The sequence below is a fragment of the Pantoea sp. CS_6 genome (assembly GCF_041954745.1).
GTDB classification, from domain to species: domain Bacteria; phylum Pseudomonadota; class Gammaproteobacteria; order Enterobacterales; family Enterobacteriaceae; genus Pantoea; species Pantoea stewartii.
On sequence record NZ_JAVAYG010000002.1, the window covers coordinates 193,292 to 206,278 of the forward strand.

The 12,987-nt window shown below is 54.3% G+C and carries 15 protein-coding genes and 1 other annotated feature; of the genes, 13 read left to right on the forward strand and 2 right to left on the reverse strand.

Going from position 1 to position 12,987, the window contains the following annotated elements:
• From infC to RAC90_RS03940, 13 genes are all read left to right on the forward strand, one after another.
• A complete protein-coding gene (infC, locus tag RAC90_RS03880) occupies nucleotides 1-552 on the forward strand; it encodes a translation initiation factor IF-3 (RefSeq protein ID WP_006118954.1) in 552 nt (183 codons plus the stop codon).
• Between the two features lie 100 nt (nucleotides 553-652).
• The gene (gene rpmI, locus RAC90_RS03885; protein ID WP_006118955.1) at nucleotides 653-850 is read left to right on the forward strand and encodes a 50S ribosomal protein L35; all 198 of its coding nucleotides are present in this window, start codon (nucleotides 653-655) and stop codon (nucleotides 848-850) included.
• A 44-nt stretch (nucleotides 851-894) separates the two neighbouring features.
• Nucleotides 895-1,251: a 50S ribosomal protein L20 gene (gene rplT / locus RAC90_RS03890; protein WP_006118956.1), complete on the forward strand. Its 357-nt coding sequence runs from the start codon at nucleotides 895-897 to the stop codon at nucleotides 1,249-1,251.
• Between the two features lie 116 nt (nucleotides 1,252-1,367).
• Nucleotides 1,368-1,493, forward strand: a sequence feature (Phe leader region).
• Complete coding sequence (gene pheM / locus RAC90_RS03895; RefSeq protein WP_106120997.1) at nucleotides 1,373-1,417, forward strand: pheST operon leader peptide PheM; 45 nt, start codon at nucleotides 1,373-1,375, stop codon at nucleotides 1,415-1,417. (Overlaps the previous feature by 45 nt.)
• A gap of 71 nt (nucleotides 1,494-1,564) precedes the next feature.
• Nucleotides 1,565-2,548 (forward strand): phenylalanine--tRNA ligase subunit alpha, encoded by a 984-nt coding sequence (pheS, locus tag RAC90_RS03900; protein WP_033741123.1) that lies wholly within the window; start codon nucleotides 1,565-1,567, stop codon nucleotides 2,546-2,548.
• Between the two features lie 14 nt (nucleotides 2,549-2,562).
• Nucleotides 2,563-4,950, forward strand: coding sequence for a phenylalanine--tRNA ligase subunit beta (pheT, locus tag RAC90_RS03905; protein WP_058708702.1), 2,388 nt, complete (start codon nucleotides 2,563-2,565; stop codon nucleotides 4,948-4,950).
• Between the two features lie 4 nt (nucleotides 4,951-4,954).
• Nucleotides 4,955-5,257 (forward strand): integration host factor subunit alpha, encoded by a 303-nt coding sequence (ihfA, locus tag RAC90_RS03910; protein WP_006118960.1) that lies wholly within the window; start codon nucleotides 4,955-4,957, stop codon nucleotides 5,255-5,257.
• A 99-nt stretch (nucleotides 5,258-5,356) separates the two neighbouring features.
• Nucleotides 5,357-6,364: a vitamin B12 ABC transporter permease BtuC gene (gene btuC / locus RAC90_RS03915; protein WP_033741127.1), complete on the forward strand. Its 1,008-nt coding sequence runs from the start codon at nucleotides 5,357-5,359 to the stop codon at nucleotides 6,362-6,364.
• Between the two features lie 15 nt (nucleotides 6,365-6,379).
• A complete protein-coding gene (locus tag RAC90_RS03920) occupies nucleotides 6,380-6,925 on the forward strand; it encodes a glutathione peroxidase (RefSeq protein WP_039340642.1) in 546 nt (181 codons plus the stop codon).
• Nucleotides 6,926-7,675, forward strand: a complete 750-nt coding sequence (gene btuD / locus RAC90_RS03925) for a vitamin B12 ABC transporter ATP-binding protein BtuD (protein ID WP_058701725.1) — start codon at nucleotides 6,926-6,928, stop codon at nucleotides 7,673-7,675.
• A gap of 66 nt (nucleotides 7,676-7,741) precedes the next feature.
• Nucleotides 7,742-8,200, forward strand: a complete 459-nt coding sequence (locus RAC90_RS03930; RefSeq protein ID WP_205950383.1) for an NlpC/P60 family protein — start codon at nucleotides 7,742-7,744, stop codon at nucleotides 8,198-8,200.
• 291 nt (nucleotides 8,201-8,491) lie between these two features.
• On the forward strand, nucleotides 8,492-9,226 hold the full coding sequence (locus tag RAC90_RS03935; protein WP_006118964.1) for an EAL domain-containing protein: 735 nt from the start codon (nucleotides 8,492-8,494) through the stop codon (nucleotides 9,224-9,226).
• A gap of 91 nt (nucleotides 9,227-9,317) precedes the next feature.
• Nucleotides 9,318-10,754 (forward strand): protein adenylyltransferase SelO, encoded by a 1,437-nt coding sequence (locus RAC90_RS03940; protein ID WP_375123986.1) that lies wholly within the window; start codon nucleotides 9,318-9,320, stop codon nucleotides 10,752-10,754.
• A gap of 1 nt (nucleotide 10,755) precedes the next feature.
• Here RAC90_RS03940 and RAC90_RS03945 read toward each other — a convergent pair whose 3' ends face one another.
• Both RAC90_RS03945 and RAC90_RS03950 read right to left on the reverse strand, forming a co-directional pair.
• Complete coding sequence (locus RAC90_RS03945; protein ID WP_375123987.1) at nucleotides 10,756-11,802, reverse strand: 3-deoxy-7-phosphoheptulonate synthase; 1,047 nt, start codon at nucleotides 11,800-11,802, stop codon at nucleotides 10,756-10,758.
• Nucleotides 11,803-11,953: 151 nt separating this feature from the next.
• Nucleotides 11,954-12,781: a pyruvate, water dikinase regulatory protein gene (locus RAC90_RS03950; protein ID WP_006118966.1), complete on the reverse strand. Its 828-nt coding sequence runs from the start codon at nucleotides 12,779-12,781 to the stop codon at nucleotides 11,954-11,956.
• Between the last annotated feature and the right edge of the window lie 206 nt (nucleotides 12,782-12,987).

Consider the following 12,987-nt stretch of genomic DNA (forward strand, 5'->3'; position numbering starts at 1 on the left):
ATTAAAGGCGGAAAACGAGTACAACCTACGCGTCCGAATCGCATCAACAGTGAAATTCGCGCAACAGAAGTGCGCTTAACAGGCGTTGAAGGCGAGCAACTTGGTATTGTCAGTCTACGCGAAGCTTTGGAAAAAGCTGAGGAAGCGGGTGTAGATTTAGTTGAAATCAGCCCGAACGCCGAACCGCCGGTTTGCCGCATTATGGATTACGGCAAGTTCCTCTATGAAAAAAGCAAATCTTCTAAGGAACAGAAGAAGAAGCAAAAAGTTATTCAGGTTAAGGAAATTAAATTCCGTCCTGGAACCGATGATGGCGACTATCAGGTCAAACTACGCAACCTGATTCGCTTTCTGGAAGAAGGCGATAAAGCCAAAATCACGCTGCGTTTCCGCGGTCGTGAGATGGCGCACCAGCAGATCGGTATGGAAGTGCTTAACCGCGTCCGTAAAGACCTGTGTGATGATCTGGATTTGGCTATTGTCGAATCCTTCCCTTCGAAGATCGAAGGCCGCCAGATGATCATGGTGCTCGCACCTAAGAAGAAACAGTAGGCATTCAAGTAGCAATGACCGCGCAGCGCTTGCGTTGTGCGGTTTGTTGTTCGCCTGTCTGGGTCATGTTATCAACAATGCGAAGTGGATATTTTTTAAAATGCCAAAGATTAAAACTGTACGTGGCGCGGCTAAGCGCTTCAAGAAGACCGCTTCTGGCGGCTTCAAGCGTAAACACGCGAACCTGCGTCATATTCTGACTAAGAAGTCTACCAAGCGTAAACGTCACCTGCGTCCGAAAGGCATGGTGTCTAAAGGCGATCTGGGTCTGGTTGTTGCCTGCCTGCCGTACGCATAAGTAAATTTTTTTAATTAATTCAGAATATTAAACAGGAGAGCTAAATGGCTCGTGTAAAACGTGGTGTAGTTGCTCGCGCACGTCACAAAAAAATCTTAAAACAAGCTAAAGGTTACTACGGTGCACGTTCACGTGTTTACCGCGTTGCCTTCCAGGCTGTTATCAAAGCTGGTCAGTATGCTTACCGCGACCGTCGTCAACGTAAGCGTCAGTTCCGTCAGCTGTGGATCGCGCGTATCAACGCAGCGGCGCGTCAGAACGGTATGTCTTACAGCCGTTTCATCAATGGTCTGAAAAAAGCAGCCATTGAAATTGACCGTAAAATCCTGGCCGACATCGCTGTATTCGACAAAGTGGCATTCACTGCACTGGTAGAAAAAGCGAAATCAGCTCTGGCGTAAGTCAGTTGAAAAAGGGAGCTTGCTCCCTTTTTTATTACCTGTAACCTGAGCAAAAGATTGACTTTTTCGCCTCTGCGCTTTTCAATAGTGCCGTTGAGTATCACGACAAGGTAACGCAAGCATGAATGCTGCTATTTTCCGTTTCTTTTTTTACTTTAGCGCCTGACAATCAGGGGCTTTTGCGCATAAGAAAAGAAACGAAAAATCGCGCTGAAAGCCTCCCACGTGGAGGCTTTTTTATTTTTGGCGCTGGCATATTGGACCGGCAGGTCCCAACAAGTACTAACCAGCCTGACTGGAAAAAGAGGAAAACATGTCCCAACTAGCAGAACTGGTGGCGAACGCCACGGCGGCCATCGACGGGGCGACCGATATCGCCGCCCTTGACGCGGTGCGCGTCGAATATCTGGGGAAAAAAGGGCATCTGACTTTGCAGATGACCACGTTGCGTGAGCTGCCAGCAGAAGAGCGTCCAGCAGCCGGTGCCGTGATTAACGAAGCCAAACAGCAGGTGACAGATCGTCTGAATGCCCGCAAAGAAGCGATGGAGTCGGCGGCGCTCAACGCCCGTCTGGCGGCGGAAACCATCGATGTCTCGCTGCCGGGACGCCGTATCGAAAACGGTGGACTGCATCCGGTTACCCGTACTATCGATCGCATCGAAACCTTCTTTGGTGAACTGGGCTTTGCGGTGGTGACCGGCCCGGAAATTGAAGACGATTACCATAACTTTGACGCGCTGAATATCCCCGGCCATCACCCGGCACGTGCCGATCACGACACCTTCTGGTTCGATGCCACTCGCCTGCTGCGTACGCAGACATCCGGCGTACAGATTCGCACGATGAAAAACCAGCAGCCGCCGCTGCGCATTATCGCCCCGGGCCGCGTGTACCGTAACGACTACGATCAGACGCACACGCCGATGTTCCACCAGATGGAAGGCCTGATCGTCGATAAGAACATCAACTTCACCAACCTGAAAGGCACGCTGCACGATTTCCTGAACAACTTCTTTGAGGAAGATTTGCAGATCCGTTTCCGTCCGTCTTACTTCCCGTTCACCGAACCGTCTGCGGAAGTGGATGTGATGGGGAAAAACGGCAAGTGGCTGGAAGTGCTGGGCTGCGGCATGGTGCATCCTAACGTGCTGCGCAACGTCGGTATCGATCCGGAAGTCTACTCGGGCTTCGCCTTTGGTATGGGCATGGAGCGTCTGACCATGCTGCGTTACGGCGTGACCGATTTACGCGCATTCTTCGAAAATGATTTACGTTTCCTCAAACAATTTAAGTAAGGGCAGGTTATCCAATGAAATTCAGTGAACTCTGGTTACGCGAATGGGTAAATCCAGCCCTTGACAGCGCAGCGCTGTCAGAACAAATCACCATGGCGGGTCTGGAAGTGGATGGCGTTGAGCCAGTGGCTGGCGCGTTTCATGGCGTGGTGGTCGGTGAGGTCGTAGAGTGCGGTCAACACCCGAATGCCGACAAGCTGCGTGTGACCAAAATCAACACCGGGGGCGATCGTCTGCTGGACATCGTGTGCGGTGCGCCGAACTGTCGTCAGGGCCTGAAAGTAGCCGTCGCCACCGTGGGTGCCGTTCTGCCGGGCGATTTCAAAATCAAAGCCGCAAAGCTGCGCGGTGAACCCTCGGAAGGCATGCTGTGCTCGTTCTCGGAGCTGGGTATTTCCGATGATCACAATGGCATTATTGAACTGCCTGCCGATGCGCCTGTGGGCACCGATATCCGTGACTATCTGCAGTTAGATGACAACACCATCGAAATCAGCGTGACGCCTAACCGCGCTGACTGTCTGGGCATCATGGGCATCGCTCGGGATGTTGCGGTCCTGAACGGCCTGCCGCTAAATGCGCCCGCCATCGAGCCGGTCACTGCCACGATTCCCGATACCTTCCCGATTCGCGTTGACGCGACCGATGCCTGTCCTCGCTATTTAGGCCGGGTGGTCAAAGGCGTGAACGTTGCCGCAGCAACGCCGCTGTGGATGAGAGAGAAACTGCGCCGCTGCGGTATTCGCTCTATCGATCCGGTCGTGGATATCACCAACTACGTGCTGCTGGAACTGGGTCAGCCGATGCACGCCTTCGATCTGGATCGTCTTGACGGCGGGATCGTGGTGCGCATGGCAGAAGAGGGCGAAGCACTCACGCTGCTGGACGGTACAGAAGCCAGACTCAGCAGCGATACGCTGGTCATTGCTGACCACCAGAAAGCGCTGGCGATGGGCGGCATTTTTGGCGGTGAGCATTCCGGCGTAAACACCGAAACGCAAAATATTTTACTGGAATGCGCCTGGTTTGAGCCGCTGGCGATTACCGGCCGTGCGCGTCGTCATGGTTTGCATACGGATGCTTCACATCGTTACGAGCGTGGTGTGGATTCGGCGCTGCAGCACAAGGCGATGGCGCGGGCGACGCAGCTGCTGCTGAGCATCTGTGGCGGCGAAGCCGGTCCGGTTATCGATCAGACGGTAGAGGCCGCGTTGCCTGTGCCAGCCACCATCACCTTACGTCGTGAGAAGCTGGATCGCTTAATCGGTCATGTGGTCAGCGATGCCCAGGTGACCGACATTCTGACCCGCCTCGGTTGTCAGGTGAACGTAGGCAATCAGGAATGGCAGGCGGTCGCACCGACCTGGCGCTTCGATATGGCTATCGAAGAAGACCTGGTGGAAGAGATTGCGCGCATCTACGGTTACAACAATATCCCGAACGTGCCGGTGCAGGCCGGGCTGGTGATGACGAAGCACCGTGAAGCCAACCTGTCGCTGAAACGCGCGAAGATGCTGCTGGTGGATAAAGGCTATCAGGAGGCCATTACCTACAGCTTCGTGGATCCAAAAGTCCAGCAGTTGCTGCATCCCGGCGAAGAGGCATTGCTGCTGCCAAGCCCGATTTCCAGCGATATGTCCACCATGCGTCTGTCGCTGTGGACCGGTTTGCTGAGCGCCGTGGTCTATAACCAGAATCGTCAGCAGAGCCGCGTGCGCCTGTTTGAGAGCGGCCTGCGTTTTGTGCCTGATACACAGGCAGATTTAGGTATCCGTCAGGATTTGATGCTGGCCGGCGTACTGAGTGGCAATCGCTTCGAAGAGCACTGGGATCTGGCGCGCCAGGCGGTTGACTTCTATGATTTGAAAGGCGATTTAGAGTCATTACTGGATTTAACCGGTAAGCTCGACGCCATCACTTTCCGTGCAGAAGCGAATCCGGCGTTACATCCGGGACAAAGTGCGGCAATTTATTTGCATGATGAACGAATCGGATTTATCGGAGTGGTTCATCCCGAACTTGAACGTAAGCTGGATCTCAACGGTCGCACCTTAGTCTTTGAACTGCTTTGGAATAAGGTCGCAGACCGCGTCCTGCCTGATGCGCAAGAGATTTCGCGCTTCCCGGCAAACCGCCGAGATATCGCCGTTGTTGTGGCGGAAAACGTGCCCGCAGCAGATATCATCGCAGAGTGTAAGAAAGTTGGCGTAAATCAGGTAGTTGGCGTAAACTTGTTTGACGTGTACCGAGGTAAGGGTGTTTCCGAGGGCTATAAGAGCCTCGCAATCAGCCTGATTTTGCAGGATACCAGCCGGACACTCGAAGAAGAGGAGATTGCCGCGACGGTTGCCAAATGCGTTGCGGCATTAAAAGAGCGATTCCAGGCAACCTTGAGGGATTGAACCTATGGCGCTTACAAAAGCTGAGATGTCAGAATACCTGTTTGAGAAACTCGGGCTGAGCAAACGTGATGCAAAAGAGTTAGTGGAGCTGTTTTTCGAAGAGGTTCGCCGCGCTTTGGAAAATGGAGAACAGGTTAAACTGTCGGGGTTTGGTAATTTTGATCTGCGTGACAAAAACCAACGTCCGGGCAGAAACCCAAAAACGGGAGAGGATATTCCGATTACTGCACGTCGCGTAGTCACCTTCCGTCCAGGGCAGAAGCTTAAAAGTCGCGTTGAGAACGCCACACCCAAAGACAGTGACTGATCCCAGTGTTTTAAAAAGGCCGCGCAAGCGGCCTTTTTCATTTCTTTTTTTCGCAATCCTTTTACAATCAATTCCCTGTTACCCAGATCAATTCCGCTTATGTCCCAGCTTGAACAACTTGCACGGCACAGCACACGGCAAAATCAAAAATGGCTGGTGGGCCTGAGTCTGCTGCTGCTGGCGCTTTTTACGGTCAGCCTGTGTGCAGGCGAGCGCTGGATAGGGCCTGCCGCCTGGTGGAGTGAGAGCGGCAGGCTGTTTGTCGGCCAGTTACGTTTACCCCGTACCGTCGCGGTGATGCTGGTGGGGGCGGCGCTGGCGTTGAGCGGGGTGATGATGCAGGCGCTGTTTACCAATCCGCTGGCCGAGCCCGGCCTGCTGGGGGTGTCCAGCGGGGCAGGCATTGGCCTGGTGGCGGGCGTGCTGTTCAGCGGCGGCGCATTATGGAGCCTCTCGCTTTCGGCGATAGCGGGCGCGTTGGTGATTACGCTGATTCTGCTGCACTTTGCCCACCGCCATTTATCCGTCAGCCGTTTGTTGCTCACCGGCGTAGCGTTGGGCATGATTTGCAGCGCGATGATGACCTGGGCGGTGTATTTCAGCAGCAGTCTCGATTTGCGCCAACTGATGTACTGGATGATGGGCGGATTCAGCGGCATCGACTGGCGTTATGGCTGGATGATGCTGGCGTTATTGCCGGTGATTCTGGCCAGCATGACGGCGGCCCGCGCGCTCAATCTGTTGGCCCTCGGTGAGACCTCCGCGCGCCAGTTGGGACTGTCTCTGGTCTGCTGGCGTAATCTGCTGGTGCTGGCCATGGGCTGGCTGGTCGGGGTAAGCGTTGCGCTGGCCGGGGCGATAGGATTTGTCGGGCTGGTCATTCCTCATCTGTTACGCCTGGTGGGATTGCACGATCATCGTGCGTTGCTGCCGGCCTCCGCGCTGGCAGGGGCCAGCGTACTGCTGGGGGCAGATATTATTGCCCGTCTGGCACTGGCCTCGGCTGAGTTGCCTGTTGGCGTGGTCACGGCCACGCTGGGTGCGCCATTGTTTATCGTTCTGTTAGTCAAATCGACACGTCAGCCTGCGCTGACAAACAAGTCTTAACCACAGGAACCCCGTATGAGCATTTATCAAACTGAACTGGTTACGCTGGATGGTGAGAAAACCACGCTGTCTGCCTGGCAGGGCAACGTCCTGCTGGTGGTGAACGTGGCCTCGAAATGTGGTTTAACGCCGCAATACGAAGCCCTGGAAAATATCCATGAAGCCTGGCATGACCAGGGCTTCAGTGTACTGGGTTTTCCGTGCAATCAGTTCCTGGAGCAGGAACCCGGCACCAGCGAAGAAATCAAGACGTTTTGCAGCACCACCTACGGTGTGACCTTCCCTCTGTTCGAAAAATGTGAGGTGAATGGTGAACATCGTCATCCGCTTTATGCGCAGCTGGTGGCCGCAAAACCGGATGCCGTTCGGCCGGAAGAAAGTGGCTTTTATGAGCGTATGGTCAGTAAAGGCCGGGCACCAAAAGCGCCAGGGGATATTTTGTGGAATTTTGAAAAATTCCTGATTGGACGTGACGGCAGCGTGATCCAGCGTTTCTCGCCCGATATGTCGCCAGAAGACCCGATTATTCTGGAAACGATTAAGGTCGCGCTGGCGAAGTAGGTGTTACTCAGCCTGCAAGCGGTCGCCGTTGCCGGACGGCTGCAACCGGTAAGCGGTGCGCTTCATGCCGGGCATCTGATCCATCTGGTGGGGCCGAATGGCGCGGGCAAAAGCACCTTGTTGTCCGCGCTGGCCGGTCTGGAGCCGATAACCGGTCAGATGACTTTACAGGATAAAGCGCTGGCTGACTGGCCCGGACCGGCGCTGGCCCGGGTACGCGGCTGGCTGCCTCAACAGCAGCTGCCACCTGGCATGATGCCGGTTTATCACTATCTTCGTTTGCATCTGGCGTCTTCAGGGCCACACAATGATGCGCGGTTAATGAGCTTACTCGCCCGGCTGCAGTTGACAGAAAAACTCTCCCGACCGCTGAATCAGCTTTCCGGGGGCGAATGGCAGCGCGTCCGGCTCTGTGCGGTCATGGCACAAATCGATCCGCAGATTAATGCGGACGGTAAACTGCTGATTCTTGACGAACCCATGACGGCGCTGGATGTGGCGCAGCAACACGCTGTCGATAATCTGATTCAGGAACTCTGTCGTGCAGGGGTTTGTGTGATTGCCAGCAGCCATGACCTTAACCACAGCCTGTGGCATGCCGATCGGGTCTGGCTGTTGCATCAGGGCGCTGTTGTGGCACAGGGCAAACCCTGTGAAATCCTGCGTCCGGAACAGCTCACGCCACTCTACGGTATCCCTTTCCGACAACTCACCCTGGAAGGCCGTCCGCTGCTAACGGTTTTACCCTGAGACTTGCCACGCAGCGGGCTTTGCCGCTACATTTACCCCGTTATAACTGATTAAGGATGAGCTGTGATGCGCATGGGGTTGCTGTTCGTGGTGTTACTGTTGGTGGGCTGTAGCCATCGTGCACCGCCCGTCAATGGTCGCCTCTCTGACTCCATTACCGTTATCGCGCAGCTCAACGATCAACTGGGGAGCTGGCGGGGAACACCGTATCGCTATGGTGGCATGAGCCGCAAGGGCGTTGACTGCTCGGGTTTTGTCTATCTGACATTTCGGGATAAGTTTGATTTGCAGCTCCCACGCAGTACCGTCGCCCAGAGTGATATCGGCACGCGCATCAGCAAAGAGGACCTTCTGCCCGGCGACCTGGTGTTCTTCAGGACCGGCAGTGGCGAAAATGGCTTACATGTGGGCATTTACGACACGGATAACGCCTTCATCCATGCTTCAACCAGTCAGGGCGTCATTCGGTCCTCGCTGGATAATGTCTACTGGCGGAAAGTGTTTTGGCAGGCGCGACGCATATAATTTGTCAACCTAAGCCCGCCCGGTTAGTGCGGATTAATTCAGAAAATGACCGGATCTAAAAAATATTCCTAATTTGGCTTTAACCAACTCATTTTATTTATAACATTGGGAGCGGGAATCTTTTTCATACTTTACAGAATTGTCCCAAAAATTATTTGGCTTAAAGTTTATTTTCTTAAAACTAAAGCCAGTAATGGCCTAAAAATATCTATCTCATCAGTCCTTTGCTACTATTGCCAGTAAGTTTTTAATCATATACGATGCACTATCGCCACATATACTGGCTGTAAAATGAAAATTCATCTGTCGGCCGACTATGAGTCGGAAATTTGGTTTTATGCCGCCTGTTCCCAGGAAGGGCACTTAACCGCTATTGAGCTGGCTACCCAGTTCGTCCACGAAAGTGCGCCTATCACGTTGCCGCAGGATGTTCTGTTGCCGCAGCTTGATGAGACACAGCGCCTGCGCCTGCTGCAGCGGCAGGTTTCGTTACTGGAAAAGCATCAGACCTTTTTCGAAACGCACAATCTGCTGGCCTTTATGCCCACAGACGAGGGCATGGCAAGCACCCTGCTCGAAAGTGAGTTTCTGACGCGTAAAATAAAACAACTGCCCTTTTTAAGGTTGGATATCAGCGAAACGTTTCTCTCGCTCCATTTGGGAAAAAATAATCCGCTTCTCGCGGCGTTATATGGTGAGTTTAAATTGTCTCTGTCGCATTTTGGCGCGGGGAAATCGTCGACGACTGCCGTTTACGATAATCTGTTTAGCTGTATCAGGCTGGACAAACACTTTATTCAGTCGCTTGCTAAACGTGCTTCTTTTTTACCATTTATGCAAAGCATCATTGATAATTTCCGTAGCCATTGCGATCGGATGATTATTTGTGGCGTAGATGACGAAATTTTACTGGATAAAGTTAGCCATCTAAGTAATGTGCATCTGCAGGGTGCCTTGTTCCCGGTGGTGAAATCTGATGCATTTGAGTCCTTGATCTACTCCGAGCAATTCCTGCACTCTCCCTGATATTTGCACGACTGTCGCCTGTTTAATCCCGGCTATCAACGCTACACTGTGGGTTTTATCATACGATACCCGGTGTCGTTTGGGAGTAGACATGGTCTTTGACAACAGCTGGTTTCGAGAGCTTTCGGGTACTTATACCGCCTTACATCCCACCCCGCTTGCCGGTGGCAGACTGTTATATCACAACGGTCCGCTGGCGCACGAAATGGCGCTGGAGAGCGATCTGTTTACCGGGCAGGGGCACGGTGTCTGGTACGGTGCGTCACTGTTGCCGGGTATGCAACCGCTGGCGCAGGTATACAGTGGCCACCAGTTCGGCGTCTGGGCAGGTCAGCTGGGTGACGGGCGCGGCATTCTGCTGGGTGAGCAGCGCCAGCAAGATGGCAGCCGTCTCGACTGGCATTTAAAAGGCGCAGGGCTGACGCCGTATTCTCGCATGGGCGATGGTCGTGCTGTGGTGCGCTCGACGGTGCGTGAGTTTCTGGCCTCGGAGGCGCTGCACCATCTGGGGATCCCGACCACGCGCGCGTTAACGATAGCCATCAGCGATGAGCCGGTTTACCGTGAAACCGCTGAGCGCGGTGCAATGCTGATGCGGATCGCGCCGAGTCATCTGCGCTTTGGCCATTTCGAACACTTCTTTTACAGCCAGCAGCCTGACAAGGTCAAACAGCTGGCGGAGTATGCCATTCGTCATCACTGGCCGCATCTGACGGAGGACGCCGAACGTTATTATCTGTGGTTCGCCGATATCGTCCTGCGCACAGCACGCCTGATTGCGCAGTGGCAGAGCGTGGGCTTTGCGCATGGTGTGATGAATACCGACAACATGTCGATCCTTGGCCTGACGCTGGATTACGGCCCTTACGGTTTTCTGGATGACTATCAGCCGGACTTTATCTGTAATCACAGTGATTACCAGGGGCGCTACAGCTTCGAGAATCAGCCGATGATCGGTCTGTGGAACCTTAATCGTCTGGCGCATGCCCTGTCAGGATTACTCAGTACAGAGCAGCTAAAGCAGGCGCTGAGCGGTTATGAAAACGAACTGATGCGCGTCTGGGGCCAGCGGATGCGGGCGAAACTGGGCTTTCTGACCGAAGAGGCAGGGGATAACGCGATTCTGACCGGTCTGCTCAGCTTAATGAGTCAGGAACGGCGCGATTATACGCTGACGTTCCGCCTGCTCAGTGAAACGCAGCAGTCAGAACAGCGATCGCCGTTACGGGATGAATTTATCGATCGCGCTGCCTTTGATCGCTGGTATCAGGATTACCGCACCCGTTTGTTGCAGGAGCAGGTCAGCGATGCGACGCGCCAGCAGGTGATGAAAGCGGCCAATCCGGCGCTGGTCTTGCGAAATTATCTGGCACAGCAGGCGATCGAGGCGGCGGAGCAGGGTGAGAGCGGGGCGCTGGCCCGTTTACATCAGGCGCTTCAGCAGCCCTTCAGTGACGCGACGGCCGCTGAGTATCGTCAACGGCCGCCGGACTGGGGCAAATCACTGGAAGTCAGTTGTTCCAGCTAAGTTATAAACGGTGAGTAACTGCCTCAGCTAACAGGGCCAGTACAGCTTCGCTGTCTTGCCAGTTGAGGCAGGGATCGGTGATGGACTGACCGTACGTCAGGGGCTCACCGCTCACCACTTTCTGATTGCCTTCTTCGATAAAACTTTCGATCATCACGCCCGCTACCGCGCGTGAACCTCCTTTGATCTGTTCAGCCACCTCAGCAGCAACGTCGCGCTGACGACGATGCTGTTTCAGGCAGTTGCCGTGGCTGAAATCAATCACCAACTGTGGCGCTAAGCCGAATTCATTCAGGCAGGCAGTCGTCTCGGCGACATCGGCGGCATGATAATTGGGCTGTTTACCGCCACGTAAAATCACATGGCCGTGCGGGTTGCCGCTGGTCTGGTAAATGGTCATCTGCCCCTGTTTATCCGGCGACAGGAACATATGGCTGGTTCGGGCAGCGCGAATGGCATCCACAGCAATACGCACATTGCCATCGGTGCCGTTTTTGAAGCCGACAGGACAGGAGAGCGCAGAGGCCATTTCACGATGGATCTGGCTTTCAGTGGTGCGGGCTCCAATGGCCCCCCAGCTGATCAGATCGGCAATAAACTGCCCGATCACCATATCCAGAAACTCCGTTGCTGTGGGTAAGCCGAGGGCGTTGATATCAATCAGTAGCTTACGGGCAATGCCGATGCCGCGGTTCACATCAAAGCTACCGTCCAGATCCGGATCGGAAATCAGGCCTTTCCAGCCGACCACCGTACGTGGCTTTTCAAAATAGGCCCGCATCACGATTTCCAGCCGGTCCTGATACTGCTCGCGCAGCACATTTAAACGCCGGGCATAGTCTAAAGCCGCCACCGGGTCATGCAGGGAGCAGGGACCAATCACGACCAGCAGACGGGGATCGTCGCCCGTGAGGATGCGCGCAATGCGCTTGCGTGCTGCGGTGATATTATCGGCCATGGCGGAGGAAAGCGGATATTCAGCTGCCAGACTGGCAGGAGAGATCAGGCTGCCAATGCGCGCCGTGCGCAGTTCGTCAGTTTTATTCATGGTGTTCTCTAAATGTGTTCTTCGCAGCGGTGGAATACCGGGAAGTGATGAGGGTCACAATAAACCATTAGCTTGTGAATTCAAGCATCAACGTGACAATGGCAGGCAAAATTACGGCAGCGCCACGTTACAGGGCGTTGCCGGCGGCGGATCAGTACATGCGGCGCGTCAGGCCCATAATATCGAGGATCTTGGTGGCGATCTCTTCCACGGAATAGTTGGTACTGTTGAGATAGCGAATCTGGTGGGTACGGAACAGCGCTTCCACTTCGCCCACCTCCAGTCGACACTGACGCAGGGAAGCATAGCGGGTATTTTCCGCGCGTTCCTGACGTATGGCCGCCAGGCGTTCCGGGTCAATTGTCAGGCCAAACAGTTTATGCTGATGCTGGCGCAGAGCGGGCGGCAGTTTCAGGTTATCCATATCATCGGCAATAAACGGATAGTTCGCGGCACGAATACCAAACTGCATCGCCAGATAGAGGCTGGTGGGGGTTTTACCACAACGGGAAACGCCTAACAGAATGACCTGCGCGTCTTCCAGGCCGCGCAGTGAAATGCCGTCATCATGTGCCAGGGTGTAATCGATCGCCGCAATACGCGCATCGTATTTGCCCAGATTGCTGGCATCCAGTCCGTGCGTTCGGTGTGCGACCGGAGCCGGTGCGAGACCAAGCTCCTGCTGAAGCGGAGCGACCAGTGCCTGAACAATGTCCTGACAAAACCCGTCACTTTGCAGAATGATGTCGCGCACTTCCGGCGTGACGATAGAAAAAAAGACCAGTGGACGCACGCCGCTTTGCTGAAAAAGGGCATTGATCTGCGCTTTAACCGCCTGCGCGCGCTGAACATTCTCAACAAACGGCAGGGTGACACTGTTGGTGTTAACGGGAAACTGCGATAGCACAGCGTGGCCTAACACTTCGGCGGTAATCGCAGTGCCGTCGGAGATATAAAAAACGCTTCTGTCGGTGGTCATGGGGCTTGCCTCGTGCAAGGAAGTCGTGAAAAGACGGAGCAGGGTTAAGTTCAGGCGCGCGAATCCCAGCGGGGGCATGTGAAGTCTGGCTTAACCATTTGTCGTACAGTTTTAGCATAACCGACAGAAAATATTCCTTTTCTCCGCCACAGATTTGCCATGAAAAGCGCGCCTGAAGCTGCCTTTTCCACCCGCCTTGTTGCGCA